Genomic DNA, 17,172 nt, shown 5'->3' on the forward strand with positions numbered 1-17,172 from the left:
CGAGGACTGCGTCGTGCAGGGACATCTTCCAATGAATTGTTGGACGAACACTCACGGCTGTGTCGCAAGTGAACTTTCGAACTGTGCGATCGCTACGGATTTGTCGTCCTCATCGTTCTCGAACAGCTTTGTGGTTCGCACGCCCGGCAACTTGCCAAAATCCGCCATCAGGCGCTTTGGAAAAAATGTGCGTCCGATGGATTCAAATCCTGGTAATTGTCTGAGTACCGCGGAGGTACTGGCACTACAAAAACCGGAAGCGGCTGGGCCGCTGGCAATTGCAAGCCGCAAGGCCTGCTCCGCGACTTCGGGGGACACATCGATCTCTTGTATGACGACGTGGTAGGTCTCCCGTGCATGAGCCCGTGCGTAAAAATCGGCCACTTGTGGAGTAATGCCATAAAGCACATCTCCCCGTTCCGGTACCGCGCTCAGCCGGACCGTTCCTGCCGGATCGAAGATAACGCGCTGCGACCCATTGATCATGACGCTGCTATGCGCACCCGCCCCGGATCTGTTGCTGATCATGGTGTACAGCGTCAGCGCAGCCGGTCCGTCGTGACGGTAGGATGCACTACTGATGACTTCGGCTGAAGCATCAGGGCGCATGTCGTTTCCTGCACCGCACCCCGCCAAAATCACCACGGTTAGAACTGAGAAAATGCGATTGGAAAAGCGCACCTTGCAGCCTCCTGCCATGAGTTGAATGACTGAATTTTCGGGATATTCAGGGCCTCTAGCAATCTCGACATCAACTCTTCCGGATTTCACCTCTACCGAAACATGGGTTCGGTTTCGGTTGGTATACGGATCCTCGACACATTTTTTTCTGGATATCGCATGTTTCAGATGAAGAGGAGCGTTCGCCCCGAATTGATTTGTCGCAATTTGTAACAGACCCCGCCTTTGTGACCTCGCGATACAAAACACCGGCTCGCGTGGCATTCCGCATCTGCAGGTGCCCCCCATATGCTGGGTATCGCAACACTGACACGAGGTGATCGAAATGAAACGCAACACTTTACTCGCTGCAATGACCCTGGCTGCAACCGCCCTTGGCGGTGCCGCATTCGCGGACGCCAACCACGGGCGTGGGGGACAATTTGGCGCCCAGAGCGGACCAGGCATGATGCAGAACGGTGGTCCCGGTATGATGGGGAACATGGGCGGAATGATGGACATGATGAAGCGCATGCACGGAAACATGATGGGCGCAGGCATGATGGGCGCAGGCATGGGCAGTGGTATGATGAGCCCAGGCATGGCTGGCGGCATGATGCAAATGTTCGACACTGATGGAGACGGCACAACGACGCCGGAAGAAATGCGCACGCTGCTGGAGGCCAAGCTTTCCGAGTTTGACAGCGACGGGGACGGAAGCCTCTCGATTACTGAATTTGAAGCTCTCCACAGCGCGATGATCCGCGAAATGATGGTGGATCGCTTCCAACACCTCGATGCCGATGGCGACGGCGCGGTGACGCCGGAAGAGATGGCCGCTCCTGCCGATAGGATGGAGCGGATGCAGATGATGCGGTCGAATATGGCAGATGCGCCTGCGCGGCCTGGCAACGGTCAGGGCATGGGCAACGGCTCCATGATGCAGGACAACTGAGCCAATGGGTGCCGGTTTTTTTCCGGCACCCGTCCTCACAACCCCAAAACCATTCGCGGTCGGGACATTGAACCGAACCGCGACCTGAACCGTTTAGCCTCGGTATGCCAACAAATAGAGACACGGAAAGGAAAATTCCCATGGCCTATACCTATGATCGCGTCCTGAAAGACACCAAAATCGATGACGCAGAGATGCGTGTTCGGGATGCTTTGGCAGACAAGGGCTTCGGCGTTCTGACTGAGATTGACGTCAAAGCGACGATGAAAAAGAAACTTGATGCGGACATGCCGCCTTACCGCATCTTGGGGGCCTGTAATCCGGGCATGGCGCACAAAGCCATCGAGATCGAGCCTCGCATCGGTGCGATGCTTCCCTGCAATGTTATCCTGCGGCAACTGGACGGCGACACCGAGGTCAGCGCGGTCGATCCTGTCGCTTCGATGCAGGCGGTGCAGAACCAAGACCTGGACGCGGTCGCCGGCGAAGTCCGCGATCTCCTTCGGGACGCCCTCGACACCGCGTGATGGCGGGATGGGCGTTGGATGCCCTGTCGCAGATCGAGCGCCTTTAGCGGTGCTCGATCAATGCCATCTAATCCCCACGTAAATTCCTGATGAGGAACTCACCCAGTGCTGCCAGCGGGATTGCCATTTCCGGATATTGGAACCGACCTCTTCTCCTTCGACATCGGGGGGGTCACATTCGCACTCCGCTGGTACGCGCTAGCCTATATCTTCGGTATCCTGATTGGCTGGCGCATTTGTTCGAGTGCCATAAGCCGTCCCGCGCTCTGGACGTCAGCTGGACCGCCGCTTGACCGAACGCAGATCGAAGATCTTCTGACGTGGATCATCATCGGCGTGATTGCTGGTGGTCGCCTGGGCTTTGTACTGTTCTACCAGCCCGCATATTATCTCGCCAATCCCTTGGAAATTCTGATGGTCTGGCAAGGCGGCATGTCTTTCCACGGGGGGTTCGCGGGAGTTGTCATCGCGGCCTTGCTGTTCTGCCTTAGACAGAACGCGTCATTGCTCAGCACTGGCGACTTGCTGGCTTTGGCAACACCACCAGGCTTGTTTCTTGGAAGGCTGGCGAACTTCACCAACAATGAGTTGTGGGGGCGGCCGACGGACGTTCCCTGGGCGGTGATCTTTCCCGGCGAAGTCGCGCAGGCCTGCCCAGGGGTTAGCGGCCTCTGCGCCCGACACCCGTCCCAGCTGTACGAGGCGGTATTGGAGGGGCTCATTCTTGGAATACTGCTCATTTATCTCGCTTGGGGCCGGGGCTGGCTGAAAATGCCCGGTGCCTTGGCTGGCGTGTTTCTGACCGGCTATGGTCTTGCCCGAAATTTCGTCGAGATGTTCCGGCAACCGGACCAGCAGTTCGTGACGGAAGATAACCCAATTGGCCATGCGCTCCACTTTGGTGAGTGGGGTTTGACCATGGGCCAGTTGCTCTCCATGCCAATGGTGCTGGTCGGGCTGGCGTTGATCGTGTTCGCCCGGCGGGAACGGGGCCGGACAGCGCCACCCCGCAGAGCCGCAATGTAATCGCCGTACTGATCTCTCTTGACCCTCCTGTGGATGGAAGCCCCAAGCAAGAGAAGCATTCTCGGAAAGGACCGCAAAATGAGCACCCCCGACAGTTCTGAAACCACAGCAGCTTCCTCGGTATTCGTTTGCCCCATGCACCCTGAGGTGCGGCAGTTTGAGCCCGGCAAATGTCCGAAATGCGGGATGCACCTCGTGCCGGAATCGGAGCTCGAGGTCCATTCAGCACATGATCATCACGAACACCACGCGGGTGCCACGCCGGCCGATGGCCGATATGATCTGGTTCCTACAGGACATGATGGTCCCATTTTCACCTGCCCGATGCACCCTCAGGTGCGGCAGCCTGATCCGGGCGCGTGTCCGATCTGTGGTATGGGATTGGAACTGGAATCCGGTGTGCCGGGCGATGAAGGTCCAAATCCCGAACTGGTGGATTTCACACGGCGGTTCTGGGTCGGCACAGTTCTGACTATCCCGCTCCTTGTCCTCACGATGGGGCCATTCGTCGGTTTCCCCGCAGTCCGGACGTTTTTTGGCGAAAGCATTACACAATGGATCGAATTGATCCTGGCAACGCCAGTGGTCTTGTGGTGCGGCTGGCCGTTTCTGGAACGCGGATGGATTTCGTTCCGCACATTGAACCTCAACATGTTCTCCCTGATCGGCATGGGCGTTCTGGCCGCCTGGCTCTTCAGCGTCGTTGCCGTTCTCGCACCGGACATATTCCCTGATGGGTTCCGAGACTCCGAAGGCCATGTCGGCGTCTACTTCGAGGCGGCGGCGGTGATCGTGACGCTCGTGCTGCTCGGTCAGGTGATGGAATTGCGCGCACGTGAAGGAACCGGAAAGGCGATCCGTGCGCTACTCGATATGGCCGCCAAGACCGCGCGGGTCATGCGGGACGATGGCTCCGAAGAGGAGATCCCGCTGGAGGACGTACAGGTCGGCGACCGGCTGCGCGTACGGCCCGGTGACAAGGTGCCTGTCGATGGCGTGGTTCTGGACGGCCGGTCCTCGATCGACGAAAGCATGATCTCCGGTGAACCTGTGCCGGTCGAGAAGACCGAAGGCGACCCAGTAACTGGTGCGACGATCAACGGCACGGGCAGTCTTGTGGTGGAGGCGACGCGTGTCGGGTCCGACACGATGCTGGCTCAAATTGTCGAGATGGTGTCGAACGCGCAGCGCTCGCGCGCCCCGATCCAGAAATACGCCGACAAGGTGGCGGGATATTTCGTTCCGGCCGTCATCGGTATCGCGGTCCTGTCCTTCATCGCCTGGGCGATCTGGGGGCCCGCGCCTGCGCTTTCCTACGCATTGATTTCGGCGGTGGCGGTTCTGATCATCGCCTGTCCTTGTGCGCTTGGCCTGGCGACACCGATGTCGATCATGACAGCGACAGGACGGGGCGCTCAGGCAGGGGTGCTGATCAAGAACGCCGAGGCGCTGGAGCGGTTCGAGAAAGTCGATACCCTGATCGTCGACAAGACCGGCACGTTGACCGAAGGCAAGCCGCGGCTTGTCGACGTACTCCCGCAACCCGGCCACGACGAAGCCGAGGTCTTGCGTCTCGCCGCATCGCTTGAGCGCGGATCGGAGCACCCCTTGGCCGAAGCGATCGTCAGGGGTGCGGAGGAGCGAGATGTCAAAATGGACGAGGCACGGGACTTCGAGGCGGTCACTGGCAAGGGCGTCAAGGGGGTCGTTGACGGCAAAGCGGTCGCGCTCGGCAATTTGGCGATGATCCGCGAATTGGGGCTCGAGGCGGGCGCGTTGACCGCCAAGGCCAATGCCCGCCGCGACGAAGGCGAGACGGTCATGTTCGTTGTGCTGGATGGCGAGATCGCCGGTCTAGTTGCTGTCGCCGACCCAGTGAAGGAGACCACGCCAGAAGCCATCGAGGATCTGCATGAACTGGGGTTCCGCGTCATCATGGCGACCGGCGACAACGAACGCACGGCCAAGGCCATCGGCACGCGGCTCGGAATCGATGAGATCCGGGCCGACGTGCTGCCGGAGGACAAGGCGCGGATCATCCTTGAGTTGCAAGAGGCGGGCCACAAGGTCGCCATGGCCGGGGATGGCGTCAACGACGCCCCCGCGCTCGCGCAGGCCGATGTCGGCATCGCCATGGGCACCGGCGCCGATGTGGCCATCGAAAGCGCGGGCGTCACGCTGGTCAAGGGCAACCTTGATGGTATCGTGCGTGCGCGGCGGCTCGCCCGGGCCACGATGCGCAACATCCGCCAGAACCTGTTCTTCGCGCTGATCTACAACGCCTCCGGCGTGCCGGTCGCGGCGGGAGTTCTGTTTCCCTTCTTTGGCATCCTCATCAGTCCGATGTTTGCTGCCTTCGCCATGAGCGCGTCGTCAATCTCGGTGGTGCTCAATTCGCTGCGCCTTCGCGGCGTTCGTATCTAGAAGCGCGCAACAGCGTTCGGACGAACCAAAATTAAAAGGGGGCCATTTATGCAGAGCGAAAAAGAAACGTACCGCGAAAATTCCATCAGTCTGGGCGGAGCCGTTGCGATGGGGACAGGCGTGATGATCGGCGCTGGAATCTTTGCGTTGACGGGGCAAATCGCGCAGCTCGCCGGCCCGCTTTTCCCGCTTGCATTCATCGCCGGCGCGGTCGTCACAAGCTTCAGCGCCTACAGCTACATCAGGATGTCGAACAAATGGCCGTCCTCGGGTGGCATCGCCATGATCCTGCAGAAATGCTATGGCCCCGGAGCCATCGCGGGCGGGGCCGCACTGCTGATGGCGCTCAGCATGGTGATCGCGGAAAGCCTCGTCGCCCGGACCTTCGCCACCTATGTCTTGCGCCCTTTCGATATCGAAGGTGGCCCATTGGTCCCCGCTCTGGCCGTGGCCGTAATCGTTTTCGCCTTTCTGGTGAACATCGCCGGAAACCGCTCGGTCGGGCTATTTTCGCTGATCATGGCAGCGATCAAGATCGGAGGCATAGCTCTGTTCGGCATCGCGGCCCTGTGGTCCAGTGGTTTTGCGTTCGCCGCGGCCTCCGAGACGCCTCAATCCTACAGTATAACCGGTTTCATAGCATCCACGGCGCTGGCTATCCTTGCCTTCAAAGGGTTCACGACGATCACCAACAGCGGGGCCGAGATCACCGAACCCAACCGCAACGTTGGCCGAGCAATCATGTTCTCGATCGGGATCTGCGTCGTCGTTTACCTGTTGGTAGCCTTCGGGGTTGGTTCGAGTCTGACGATCGAGGAGATCATCTCGGCGCGTGACTATTCACTGGCACAAGCGGCGCAGCCCGCCCTTGGACAAACCGGCTTCATACTGACGGTGATCCTGGCCGCTGTCGCAACCGCGTCCGGCGTTCTGGCCAGCGTCTTCGCGGTGTCGCGCATGCTGGCGATGTTGACGGACATGGAAATGATCCCGCACAGCCACTTCGGAATGTCCGGCCCTATCCAGCGCCACACGCTGGTCTATACCGTTGTCATCGCTTCAGCGCTGGCCGTGCTTTTCGACCTGGGCCGGATCGCATCCCTCGGTGCCTTCTTCTACCTTGTAATGGACATGATCATACACTGGGGCGTGTTCCGCTATCGTCGAACAGATGTGGGCGCCTCCGGTATCGTGCTTTTGAGTGCCCTGTCGCTCGATGCGATTGTACTGGCAGCTTTCACCGTGATGAAGCTTCAAAGCGACCCGATGATCGTTCTCTACGCCGCTGTCGGGATGATCGCCGTGTTCGCCTTCGAGCGCGTTTACTTGTCGAAGTGGATGGCACCGCAAGCTGCACACGCCCACGGTGATTAGCGTGCCGTCACCTGGCATGAAGAGCTGCGATGGCTTGTGCGCCGATCGTGATCAGCCCGACCGAAAAGGCAAACGCAGCCAAGGCGAGCAACATCACGCCCGTGTTCATGGGCAAGCGACGAACAACCGGTCCAAGAAATTCCGACCGCCCGAGAGCCGAGACGTAGAGCGGCAACGCGCTTATCATAGTCGCATAGAGGTAAACGCCGGAGATGTTCTCGAAAAACGCCGAACGCGCAAGAGTCGGGGATACAACCGCCAAAGCGGTTGAACGATTGCCGCCGAATGACCCGAACCAGTCGGCAGATAGAACGTATGTAAGCACGTGGAGACCTGGAAAGAGAAGGGTTCTGAGCAAGACATCGACCAGCACGAAAAACACCGTGTCTCTTGAGCCCGCCTTTGGTTGCTTTGTCATGGCGAAAAGGAAAAAACTGACGTAGTTGACGGCAAAAACCACGGGCAAACCGTTGGTCGCAACCTGCCTTAGAAAGCGCATGAGTGCCGGTCCGCCGGCAGCAAGAGCCGGAGCAAAGCCCGGAGCCAGTAAGACATAGAACAACAGGACCGGCAGTAATGCAGCGAAGCTGAACAGCAGGACATTTCTAAGAAACTGAGCCGCGGGCATACTGATAGAGAAAAATCTATCCATTGAAATAGCCTGCCATGTGGGCACCACTAGGTCGATGATACGGGGCGTTGTTGCACAAGTCTGACGCCTCAGGATTCCCTTCGCGAACCCATGCTGTTAGCCGCATTCCATGAGCAACCCATCTCCCGCCCGCTATCGTACGACCAACTGGTCCAGCTACAACGCATCGCTGCGCAAGCGGGGGTCCCTGCTGATCTGGGTCGACGAAGACATCACTTGGCGCGCGCCCTCACCGCCGCCCTCCTAGCCGGCACGATATCATTTCTGTCCCCCTGCGTGCTACCTCTTGTGCCAGGTTATGTCTCCTACGTAACCGGGCGCACAGCCGCTGAGGGCGGGGTGGTCGGCGCTTCGCCGTCGCGCGCGGTCTGGCTGAGCCTGTGTTTTGTCCTCGGCTTCTCCACCATCTTCATGGGACTTGGCGCATCCGCGACTGCAATGGGTCAGGCCCTGCTTCGGTGGCGGTATGAACTCAACCTCGTTGGGGGCGGCATCATCATTTTCTTCGGGCTCTTCATGATAGGAGCCGCGCGTGTTTCGGTCATGGAACGCGACTTCCGATTCAATCTCAACATCCCCGGGGGCCAACCCGCTGCGTCCTATGTCCTCGGTCTTGCCTTCGGTTTCGGCTGGACTCCGTGCATCGGCCCGATCCTCGGCGCGATCCTGACAGCCAGTGCGGCGAGTGCCACGATGGGCGAAGGTATCATGCTGCTTGCCGTCTATTCCGCCGGCCTTGGAATACCGTTTCTGATCGTGGCCGGATTCACCGACCAGATCGCGGGACGGTTGCGGGCCATCGGCCGGGTTGGCCGCCGCCTCCACCAGCTTGCGGGCATAGTGATGATCTTGATGGGGCTGGCGATGATGACAGGGCAGTTGAGCGCGCTGTCATACTGGATGCTCGACGTATTTCCGGTTCTGGGACGGATCGGATAGCTCCATTAGTAGCAGCGTCTATTGATAACAGAAAATTTTCTTGAACCTCTAGTAGCTTTAGGAGTTAAGCCACCGACAAAGAACGGCACCATGGAGCAAGTTGCCAATAACGCCTCACTCCTTCCCGGGCGAACAACACTGCGTTCGGGGTAAGGTTCGGTTTGCCGTCCAATGCGTGAACGGAGCAATCTATATGCTGACAAGACGACATTTCATCCAGACGACCACCGCGCTGTTTTCGGCATCGATATCCAGCCCGCTCCTTGCAGACACGTGGCCTACCGATGCGCAGAAGGCAGCTTGGGACGCACAGGTTACACCTCCCGGCTACGACCCGGCCACGTCCAACCCTTGGGGCCTTCACCCTCGCTTCCTGCCACAGCGGGTCCTCGCGAAGGACGGACTTGTACCCGGTGATATCCATGTCGATGCTGTTGCGCGCTATCTCTACCACATCGAAGAAGGCGGCACGGCGATGCGCTATGGCGTGGCGATCGCGCGCGGTAAACTTTACGAACCGGGCACCTATACGATCAAGCGCAAGGTCAGGTGGCCGCATTGGCAGCCGACACAAAACATGATCGACCGCGACCCAGAGCTCTACGCCGATATCGCTGACGGTATGGAACCCGGACCTGAAAACGCGCTCGGATCGCGAGCCCTCTATCTCTTCGTCGGCGACCGAGACACCTATCTAAGGATTCACGGGACACCGTATCCAAGAAGCATTGGCGGCCGTGCGAGTTCCGGCTGCGTCCGAATGGTCATGGCACACATCAATGATCTCTATCCCAACGTCGAGATTGGCTCGACGGCATTCCTGTACTCGGCGGAAGACAGCGTCACCCCGAGAAGTTGACTGGCGCATCATGTGTTACGCGTGGGCTTGACGCATCTATGGGCTGATCAGGACTGGCGCGAAGTGCAGATGGGGTTGCCACCTGCCGAGCGTAGCGGAACCAAGGTGTTTTCCACCGGACCGCTGTGTTCATACCAATAACAGCCATCCTCGGGACGAAGCCGCGCCGTGGTGAGATCCTGACCAGGCGCAGCAAGGGCAATGACGGCCTCGGGAACACTTCCCACTTCGTTGCGAGCGCCGCCGTCGTCCAGCGTTGGCACCGCGCAGCCAGCAAGCACCAATGTCGCTGCGATAATCGGCGCGTTTCGTTTCTGCATGTCTACCTCACTCATTCTGATCGCTTCGTACCGGCAAGCGTTGCTCCAACCGCGTCGTTTCAAGGGGGCGGCTAGCTTCAAGCCTCCGCAGGGCGCCTTTCTTGCTGGACGAATATCCACTTGTTGCCCTTGAAGCTCTAGTTACTGTAGGGGCTATGTCAATGTGGAATCAATGAATCCTGAGGTCAATCCATGTCTTCCGACGGCAACCGCAACGATCACGGCCATCCGGGTGATCAAGAGCATTCTGACCCAAGAGGCAACTCCTGTTGCGACGCCAGCAAGGACGTCGCGTCCACGGCGCCAGCGCCGTCTGGCGGAAGGAGCTTTCAGGTCTCCGGGCTCGATTGCGCCGAAGAGGTGGCGATCCTGAACCGGGTTGTCGGGCCGAAAGTGGGCGGAACCGAACACCTGGCATTCGACGTGATCAACGGGCGAATGACCATCCTCGATAGCGCCGAGAGGATACCAGACGACGAAGTCACGCAGTTGGTCGCAACGACCGGCATGAGCGCCAAGCCATGGGATGCCGACAACGCAGCAGAGGACCAGGCGGCGCATCTGGCACGTCAGAAGCGCTTTACCTCGTTGAGCGGCGGCTTCTGGGCGGCGGGATTCCTTTTTCACATTGTCGAGACCGGCATGGGCGGCGCGCTCGGGCTCTTTGCGGGCCATGGCGAGGTGCCTATGCCTATGGTGGAAGCAGGGATCTTCGCCGTCGCGATTCTTTTTGGCGTCTGGCTTGTCGCGCCCAAGGCCTGGTCTTCGGCGCGGAGGCTTAGCCCCGACATGAACCTGCTCATGGTGGTGGCCGTCGCGGGCGCCATCGGCCTCGGCGAGTTTTTTGAGGCCGCGACGGTCGCCTTCTTCTTCTCGCTTTCGCTTTATCTTGAGAGCTGGAGCGTGGGGCGGGCGCGTAATGCGGTTTCCGCGCTCCTCGATCTGGCGCCGCCAACGGCGCGGGTTCTTTACGACGACGGATCTGAATCCGACGTTCCGGCCGCGGCCGTGGCAGTCAATGCAAGGTTTATCGTGCGCGGCGGCGACCGGATCCCCCTCGACGGTGAGGTCGTGGACGGGGCAGGGGCCGTCGATCAGGCCCCAATTACTGGGGAAAGCGCGCTAGTGCCCAAGGAACCAGGCGACGAGGTCTATGCCGGCACGATCAACGGCGAGGGCACACTGACGGTGCGGGCGACGAAGGCCGCCTCGGACACGGTGCTCGCGAAAATCATTCGCATGGTGGGCGATGCCCATGCCCGCCGCGCGCCGGTCGAACAGTGGGTGGCCAAGTTCGCGCGCATCTACACACCCATCGTGATGGCTTTGGCGATCGCCATCGCGCTGGTGCCGCCACTGCTGCTCGGCGGCGCCTGGGACTACTGGTTCTACAATGCTCTGGTCCTTCTGGTCATCGCATGTCCTTGCGCGCTGGTCATTTCTACGCCGGTCTCCATCGTGGCAGCGCTGACCGCGTCGGCACGGGCGGGGGTGCTCATCAAGGGCGGCGCCTATGTCGAGGCGCCGGGGCGGACCACGGCACTGGCGATGGACAAGACCGGGACGATCACCATGGGCGAGCCTGAGGTGGCGGCGGTTCACCCACTGGTCGGCGTTTCCGCACGCGATCTCATGGCGCTGGCAGCAAGCCTGGAGGCGCGGTCTTCACACCCGCTGGCACGCGCCATCCTCTCGCGCGCCGAAGCCGATGGTGTTTCCGTGTCTGCCGCAGAGGACACCCGTACCGTGCCCGGGCGCGGTCTGGAAGGACGCGCCGACGGGCGCGCTATCTGGCTCGGCTCGGATCGCTTCGCCGAAGAGAAGGGGTTCGGCAATGCCATTCCGGCGGATCTGCGGGATCGGATCGAAGGGGCAGGGAGCACCCTCGTTGCCGTGGGTGACGAGACCGGCGTGACCGGCGTACTGGAGCTTCGCGACCGCATCCGCCCAGATGCAAAGGGGATCGTTGCGCGTCTGCATGCGCAGGGTGTGAAGACCATCGTGATGTTGACGGGCGACAACGAACGCACCGCGCGCGCGGTGGCAGCCGAAGTCGGCATCGACGAGGTGCGCGCCGAACTTTTGCCAGAAGACAAGGTGACGGCCATTGAGGAACTCGTCGAAAGCCACGACATGGTGGCGATGATCGGCGACGGTGTGAATGACGCACCGGCCATGGCGCGGGCGCATTATGCCATCGCCATGGGCGCTGTCGGATCGGATGCCGCGATCGAGACGGCCGACATCGCGCTGATGACCGACGACATCGGCAAGGTACCCTGGCTTATCGGCCATTCGCGCCGTGCCATGACGATCATCCACCAGAATATCGGCATATCGCTGGCGACCAAGGCGCTGTTCGTCGGGCTGACCGCGTTCGGTATGGCCTCAATGTGGGGCGCCATTGCTGCGGATGTAGGCGTGTCTCTGCTGGTGGTCGCCAACGCACTTCGGCTCCTGAACGGCCATCAGGTTGAGGCCGGGCCTTCAGGCGGAGAACCGGTGGGCGAGCAGATGGCGAAAGGAGCACTGGCGCACGGTCATTGATCCGGCGGTTTCGGTAGAGTAACGTCTGACATCAACCAGACCTCGCAAAAGGGGCGTCGAGCAGTGATGAATACCAGAATTCCACGGCGGGTCTTGCTGTTGGGCGGATTGGCCACCTTCCTGTCTGGCTGTGCCAGCAAGTTCCGGTCCTACAACGGACCCGAAGTGACCCGGCTGCGTATATACAAGGCGCAGCGGCTGCTGGTTCTTGACGGAACGGATGATGTCTTGCGGACCTATCCCATCGGATTGGGCTTCGCGCCCGAAGGCCACAAGCAGTTCGAAGGAGACGGCCGCACGCCGGAGGGCTCCTATCTGATTGACCGGCGCAACCCGGACAGCCTCTTCCACCTCTCCATCGGCATTTCATTCCCGAACGAGGCCGATATCGCGTTTGCGAAGGCGCAAGGAAAATCGCCGGGCGGCGACATTTTCATCCACGGGGGGCCGCGCAAGGGGATCGACCCGATGAACAAGCGCGACTGGACCGCAGGCTGCATCTCCGTCACAGACCGGCAAATCGAGGATATCTACGCCATGGTCAGGGACGGAACCCCCATCGACATCTATGCCTGATCGTCAGGTGAAGCGACGGCGCAGCGCAACGTTGATGGCTTCGATGGCGATGACCATGACGACGACGGCAATCGTGACGCTGGCCGCCTTATCATACTGGAAAGAGCGCACGTAGGTCTGGATGTAAAAGCCGATCCCGCCCGCGCCGACAATGCCGAGGATCAGCGACTCGCGCAGGTTCAACTCGAACCGGAAAATCGTGTCGCGGGCGACGACCGGCGCCATCTGCGGCCAGATCGCGTATCTGAGCCGCACGAGCGGCCCGGCGCCCGCGCTTTCAAGTGCTGCGATCGGCGCGCGGGACACGCCGTCGATCGCCTCGGCATAGAACTTGGCGAGCATCCCCGTTGCATGAAAGGCGACCGCGATGATGCCGGGCAGCGGCCCGAGCCCGACAGCGCCCACCATGAGCATGGCCACGAGGATCAGCGGAATCGCCCGGATGAAGGCAAGCAGCGTTCGGATCGGCCGAAACACCGCAGGCGATACCATCGTCTCAGACGCGAGAATGCCGAGGGGAACGGACAGGATCACAGCACCGAGGGTGCCGAGGATCGCGATCCTCAGCGTTTCCGCGCTGCCCTTCTTGATCTCGGCCATCACCGTCGGGTCAGGCGGAAACATGCGACCGAGGAAATCGGCGATCCGCGGGCCGGCCGACAGAAGTCGCGAGAACTCGACATCGGTCGTGGCGAAGGACCACAGGATCGCGGCTGCGATCAGACCGCTCGTCGCAAAGCCGCCAAACCCGCGGAACGCCATCAGGACACCGCCCTGAGGCTGATTCCGGGGATTGGCTCAACCTCCCGATAGAGCTCCGCTGTCGCATCCTCGTTCAACTCGGAGGTCGGCACATCAAAGGCGATCTGCCCGCCACGAATGCCGATGATGCGCTGCGCGAAACGCCGCGCCAGGTCGGGCTGGTGCGACGAAAACAGCGCCGTCGCGCCGCGCGCTTGCGCCGCCCCGGTCAGCAGCGCCAGGATCTCACATGCACGCGCAGGGTCGAGGTTGCTCACCGGTTCGTCGGCGAGGATTAGGAGCGGTTCCTGCGCCAGGCACCGCGCGATGGCCACGCGCTGCCGCTGACCGCCGCTGAGACTGTCGACCCGGCGTTCGGCAAGATCGGCAATGCCGCAATCGGTGAGTGCCGCGCGGGCAATCTCCAGATCATGCGCGGTCGGTGACCCAAACAGGGCGCGCAGGGGAGACATGCGTCCCAGGCGGCCGTTAAGGACGTTACGCAGAACCGTGGAGCGTTCGACCAACGCAAACTCCTGAAACACGAAACCGGTATCCGGACGGCGCGCGCGCGGCGGCGGGTGGTCGGGATCGAGCGGCGCACCCAGAACCGAGACCCGCCCGCTCCAGCCTTGGAGCCTGCCGTCGAGCAGCGCCAGCAGGGTCGTTTTGCCCGCCCCGGACGGGCCGAGCAAAGCGACGCTTTCGCCCGCCGGGACGCGAAGCGACACGCCTTCCAGCGCTGGGAGGTCCGTGCCCGGATGGGCAAAGCTCAGGTCGTCGATTTGGGCGGCAATGCTCATTCCAACAGCCCGTATCGGCGCGCCATGTCGCGCACGCCGTCATATGCGGCGCCGTCGGCCCTGACATAGCCGTCCGGGCCGTAGAGATAGCGCAGCTTTTCGCGGTTCTCTGGTGCGTTGAGCCTCAGCATCGCGTCGATGAACCGGTCCTGAAGGCCGGCGTCGAGCCCCGGACGTGCGATCACGAGGTGACTCGGGATTGGCTCGCTTTCCGCAATCCAGGTCACCTCTGCCTGCTGCAGCGGTGTCAGAAGCAGATCGGCGTACTGGCTGGCGCCTGCGGCATCGACCAGGCCTTCAGCCATGGCCTGCATGGCCTGCTGGTAGCCGCCCGCGAAGTAGACGCGGCCGAAGAATACTTCCGCCTGTCCGGGGCCTTCGATCAGCCCGGCCTCCACGAATTCGGCGAGCGGATAGAGATAGCCCGATTCCGAGATCGGATCCGCGAATGCGATGTCGCGCCCCCGCAGGTTGGCGAGCGCGCCGATGCCGCTGTCGCGCCGAACGAAGATGCGGCCCGTGTAACTCGGCGTGTCGCGATAGACCTCCGAGAGGAGCGGCACGGCACCGATCTCGGCCTCGGCCAGAACGAAGGGCAGGGCGCCCATGAAGGAGATATCTGCGTCGCCGTTTCTCAAAGCTTCGACCGCGGCCGCATGGTCGATGGTGACGAACCCCTCGACGGGGACGCCGATCTCACTGGCCAGCCAGCCGGTGATGGCCTCGATGTCACCCAGCAACTTCTCCGGGTTCTCCTGCGGGATGAAGGCGAGCCGCAACCCAGCATTCTGCGCAGCGAGCGGGGACGCCAGAGATAACGCACTCGCGCCAGCCAAAAGAAGCACGGTTCTGCGGTTCAGGTGCTTCGCCATCAGAAGGCCCCCTCTTCAATATCAGCGGCCTCGGCCTTGAATGCGCTCCAGCTTGCTCCGGCGGCCTCCCAGTCCTCGTTGCGCACCGCGGCGCTGACCTCGGCCAGGTTCTCTGCTAGCGCGTAGACGTCGGGCCGTGCGGCGAGGTTCGACATGGTGCTGGCGTCAGCCGAAAGGTCCGCTGCCACGGTGTCGGTCAGGAGCAGGATGTGCTCCGCATCGCGACGCGGCAGCAATGTGTCGAGCGTCGAGGCGAAGGTCGTCAATTCGGAGAATGCCAGCCGGAAGGTCGTGTTCTCGGTGTCGAATGCTTCATAGGGCTCGTCCGCCGCGCCCACGGTCTCCAGATAGGCGGTCAGATAAGTTCGCTCCGCTTCGGTCAGTCCGAGCGTCTTCGTCTCGTCGAACCAGTCTACGACAGCCGCCAAGGTCGGCAGCGATCCGTCATGGAAATAGGGCGCGGTATAGGCAGTGCCGAGCAGCGTCGGAGTGTCCAGTGCACCGGCGCGGGCGCCTTCATAGGCCGGCGCGACGGAGCCGATGTCGTGGGCCTGCCGGTCGAGGAAGTTCGCGTCCGGCACATGGCAACTGGCGCAGGAGCGGTCGCCGAGTCCCGCGAAGGGCGTGTTGAAGATCGCTTCGCCGCGCAGCGCAGCCTCGGGTGCGGCTTCGGTCAACTGACCGTCTGGTGTCAGCATGGAGTTGGGCAGGAAGTCGAACTCGAGCATGTAGGCGAGCAGCGCGTCCAGCATGAAAGGCGTCGGCTCCGCGCCGCCGAACTCATTGACAACAACGTTGCGGGTGAAGTCGCGCAGGGAAGCAAAACGACCGTCGCGGCCGTAGGGACCGGTAAAACGCAAGCCGCGCAGGCTGGGAATGTCGAGCGGATCGTCGCGCCTGTCATTGAAGATCGAGTTGAAAAAGGCGCCGTCCACGTCGATCGCGCCCGGTTGGTGGCTGGCGCCGGGGATGAAGAGCCGCTGGTTGACGTCCGAGCGGTTGTGACAGGTCGAGCAGGCGATCCCGAGATCGCGCGCGGGGCTGCCGAAGATTTGCGCACTGTCGAACAGCATGTCGCCGTAGGCAACAAGCGGCAGATCCGTCTCGTCGATGCCCTGCTCCTCGAAGTTGAGAACGAGCAGCGGCAGGGGCTCCTGATCGAAAATGTCAGAGCCCGGCGGCAGGCTTGGCGGCACCTCGATGGTGCGGCCACTGGCTACGGCGGTTTCGGGCAAGGCGCTGAGCGTCCGACGCGGAGCAAAGTCATCAATGAGGTAGTTCTCCGCGAGATAGCCGGAAATGGCCGCGCGCGCGGTTGCCATCGTATCTCGATCCGCGGATGTTGCGCCAGCGCCGAGAACACCAGCGGAACCTGTGCTGCTGTTGAGTTCCAGCCAGGCGAGGCCGATGCGTCTTGCAGCTTCAGGATCGGCCGCCGCGATACCATCCTCAAACACACGGTAGAGTTCGCGTGCCGTTCGCACGGCCTGCTGTGCTGTCGCCGATTCTTCGGCCGCGAGAGCACGGTCCAAATTCTCCTCAATCCTGAGCGCTACAAGCCGCGTCGCCTCGGCGAAGACCGCCTGCAGGTCTTCGCGCATTATAGCGTCCAAGAGACCGTCAGGCTCGATATCGCTTTTGCGGTCCAGCCACGCCAGCGCCCCGACAGAGAATTCCGAACCCCGGTAGGGTTCCGTCCAGGCGGTCTCGATGTCGTCCCAGGGCAGAGGCTCGAGATTTCCAAGAAAGAGCGTCAGACGGTAGGCCGCTGCCTCGGGAAGCCAAGGCGCCTCCTTGGCCGGCGTCGCGGCGACAGGTCCGGACAGGAGGAGCGCACTTGCGAGTGTGGCGAGCAGCACTCTCATAATATTTCGCATCACCACGGCCTCCAAAGTAA

General features: G+C 61.5%; 16 protein-coding genes and 1 pseudogene. 10 read left to right on the top strand and 7 right to left on the bottom strand.

Annotated elements, in window-relative coordinates; translation table 11 throughout:
• Positions 1–51: 51 nt before the first annotated feature.
• Complete coding sequence (locus MHM88_RS17745) at positions 52–663, bottom strand: hypothetical protein (protein ID WP_054540624.1); 612 nt, start codon at positions 661–663, stop codon at positions 52–54.
• 463 nt (positions 664–1,126) lie between these two features.
• Here MHM88_RS17745 and MHM88_RS17750 point away from each other — a divergent pair, with 463 nt between their 5' ends.
• From MHM88_RS17750 to MHM88_RS17770, 5 genes are all read left to right on the top strand, one after another.
• The gene (locus tag MHM88_RS17750; RefSeq protein WP_092813086.1) at positions 1,127–1,615 is read left to right on the top strand and encodes an EF-hand domain-containing protein; all 489 of its coding nucleotides are present in this window, start codon (positions 1,127–1,129) and stop codon (positions 1,613–1,615) included.
• Between the two features lie 140 nt (positions 1,616–1,755).
• Positions 1,756–2,142: a DUF302 domain-containing protein gene (locus MHM88_RS17755; RefSeq protein ID WP_007803435.1), complete on the top strand. Its 387-nt coding sequence runs from the start codon at positions 1,756–1,758 to the stop codon at positions 2,140–2,142.
• Positions 2,143–2,247: 105 nt separating this feature from the next.
• Positions 2,248–3,168: a prolipoprotein diacylglyceryl transferase gene (lgt, locus tag MHM88_RS17760; protein ID WP_027238585.1), complete on the top strand. Its 921-nt coding sequence runs from the start codon at positions 2,248–2,250 to the stop codon at positions 3,166–3,168.
• Between the two features lie 135 nt (positions 3,169–3,303).
• The gene (locus MHM88_RS17765; RefSeq protein WP_370687510.1) at positions 3,304–5,592 is read left to right on the top strand and encodes a copper-translocating P-type ATPase; all 2,289 of its coding nucleotides are present in this window, start codon (positions 3,304–3,306) and stop codon (positions 5,590–5,592) included.
• Positions 5,593–5,640: 48 nt separating this feature from the next.
• The gene (locus tag MHM88_RS17770; protein ID WP_163851971.1) at positions 5,641–6,966 is read left to right on the top strand and encodes an APC family permease; all 1,326 of its coding nucleotides are present in this window, start codon (positions 5,641–5,643) and stop codon (positions 6,964–6,966) included.
• A 7-nt stretch (positions 6,967–6,973) separates the two neighbouring features.
• Here MHM88_RS17770 and MHM88_RS17775 read toward each other — a convergent pair whose 3' ends face one another.
• Positions 6,974–7,618, bottom strand: coding sequence for a hypothetical protein (locus tag MHM88_RS17775; RefSeq protein WP_163851973.1), 645 nt, complete (start codon positions 7,616–7,618; stop codon positions 6,974–6,976).
• A 109-nt stretch (positions 7,619–7,727) separates the two neighbouring features.
• On the opposite strand from MHM88_RS17775, the pseudogene MHM88_RS17780 reads away from it, so the two are divergent.
• The 3 genes and pseudogenes from MHM88_RS17780 to MHM88_RS17790 form a co-directional block, all read left to right on the top strand.
• Positions 7,728–7,847: pseudogene (locus tag MHM88_RS17780) on the top strand (IS5/IS1182 family transposase); the annotation flags it as partial.
• Positions 7,835–8,557, top strand: a complete 723-nt coding sequence (locus MHM88_RS17785; RefSeq protein WP_007803446.1) for a cytochrome c biogenesis CcdA family protein — start codon at positions 7,835–7,837, stop codon at positions 8,555–8,557. The pseudogene MHM88_RS17780 and the gene MHM88_RS17785, both read left to right, overlap by 13 nt.
• Positions 8,558–8,750: 193 nt before the next feature.
• Entirely contained in the window at positions 8,751–9,416 is a 666-nt protein-coding gene (locus tag MHM88_RS17790; protein WP_007803448.1) for a L,D-transpeptidase, read from the top strand.
• A 47-nt stretch (positions 9,417–9,463) separates the two neighbouring features.
• Here the strand turns inward: MHM88_RS17790 and MHM88_RS17795 are convergent, their stop codons facing one another.
• A complete protein-coding gene (locus MHM88_RS17795) occupies positions 9,464–9,736 on the bottom strand; it encodes a hypothetical protein (protein WP_012187176.1) in 273 nt (90 codons plus the stop codon).
• 360 nt (positions 9,737–10,096) lie between these two features.
• On the opposite strand from MHM88_RS17795, the gene MHM88_RS17800 reads away from it, so the two are divergent.
• Both MHM88_RS17800 and MHM88_RS17805 read left to right on the top strand, forming a co-directional pair.
• Positions 10,097–12,283, top strand: coding sequence for a cation-translocating P-type ATPase (locus tag MHM88_RS17800; protein WP_007803450.1), 2,187 nt, complete (start codon positions 10,097–10,099; stop codon positions 12,281–12,283).
• Positions 12,284–12,349: 66 nt separating this feature from the next.
• A complete protein-coding gene (locus MHM88_RS17805; protein WP_037953501.1) occupies positions 12,350–12,859 on the top strand; it encodes a murein L,D-transpeptidase family protein in 510 nt (169 codons plus the stop codon).
• 3 nt (positions 12,860–12,862) lie between these two features.
• On the opposite strand, the gene phnE is transcribed toward MHM88_RS17805, so the two are convergent.
• Genes phnE through MHM88_RS17825 form a run of 4 tightly spaced genes read right to left on the bottom strand, consistent with a single transcriptional unit; the run spans position 12,863 to position 17,152 of the window.
• The gene (gene phnE, locus MHM88_RS17810) at positions 12,863–13,621 is read right to left on the bottom strand and encodes a phosphonate ABC transporter, permease protein PhnE (RefSeq protein WP_163851975.1); all 759 of its coding nucleotides are present in this window, start codon (positions 13,619–13,621) and stop codon (positions 12,863–12,865) included.
• Entirely contained in the window at positions 13,621–14,403 is a 783-nt protein-coding gene (locus MHM88_RS17815; RefSeq protein ID WP_163851977.1) for a phosphonate ABC transporter ATP-binding protein, read from the bottom strand. The genes phnE and MHM88_RS17815 overlap by 1 nt, the downstream gene beginning before the upstream one ends.
• A complete protein-coding gene (locus MHM88_RS17820; protein WP_163851979.1) occupies positions 14,400–15,275 on the bottom strand; it encodes a phosphate/phosphite/phosphonate ABC transporter substrate-binding protein in 876 nt (291 codons plus the stop codon). The genes MHM88_RS17815 and MHM88_RS17820 overlap by 4 nt, the downstream gene beginning before the upstream one ends.
• Positions 15,275–17,152: a cytochrome c peroxidase gene (locus MHM88_RS17825; protein ID WP_239367943.1), complete on the bottom strand. Its 1,878-nt coding sequence runs from the start codon at positions 17,150–17,152 to the stop codon at positions 15,275–15,277. Before MHM88_RS17825 ends, MHM88_RS17820 begins: the two co-directional genes overlap by 1 nt.
• Positions 17,153–17,172: the final 20 nt, after the last annotated feature.

Origin of the sequence: Epibacterium sp. MM17-32, assembly GCF_022348205.1 — a bacterium.
Taxonomy (GTDB): domain Bacteria; phylum Pseudomonadota; class Alphaproteobacteria; order Rhodobacterales; family Rhodobacteraceae; genus Epibacterium.

Coding starts and splice junctions, on each gene's coding strand:
- MHM88_RS17755 (WP_007803435.1), top strand. CDS start 1,756: ATGGCCTATACCTATGATCGCGTCCTGAAAGACACCAAAATCGATGAC.
- MHM88_RS17795 (WP_012187176.1), bottom strand. CDS start 9,736: ATGCAGAAACGAAACGCGCCGATTATCGCAGCGACATTGGTGCTTGCT.
- MHM88_RS17790 (WP_007803448.1), top strand. CDS start 8,751: ATGCTGACAAGACGACATTTCATCCAGACGACCACCGCGCTGTTTTCG.
- MHM88_RS17770 (WP_163851971.1), top strand. CDS start 5,641: ATGCAGAGCGAAAAAGAAACGTACCGCGAAAATTCCATCAGTCTGGGC.
- MHM88_RS17750 (WP_092813086.1), top strand. CDS start 1,127: ATGATGCAGAACGGTGGTCCCGGTATGATGGGGAACATGGGCGGAATG.
- MHM88_RS17765 (WP_370687510.1), top strand. CDS start 3,304: ATGCACCCTGAGGTGCGGCAGTTTGAGCCCGGCAAATGTCCGAAATGC.
- MHM88_RS17805 (WP_037953501.1), top strand. CDS start 12,350: ATGAATACCAGAATTCCACGGCGGGTCTTGCTGTTGGGCGGATTGGCC.
- MHM88_RS17825 (WP_239367943.1), bottom strand. CDS start 17,152: ATGCGAAATATTATGAGAGTGCTGCTCGCCACACTCGCAAGTGCGCTC.
- MHM88_RS17775 (WP_163851973.1), bottom strand. CDS start 7,618: ATGGATAGATTTTTCTCTATCAGTATGCCCGCGGCTCAGTTTCTTAGA.
- MHM88_RS17815 (WP_163851977.1), bottom strand. CDS start 14,403: ATGAGCATTGCCGCCCAAATCGACGACCTGAGCTTTGCCCATCCGGGC.
- phnE (WP_163851975.1), bottom strand. CDS start 13,621: ATGGCGTTCCGCGGGTTTGGCGGCTTTGCGACGAGCGGTCTGATCGCA.
- MHM88_RS17820 (WP_163851979.1), bottom strand. CDS start 15,275: ATGGCGAAGCACCTGAACCGCAGAACCGTGCTTCTTTTGGCTGGCGCG.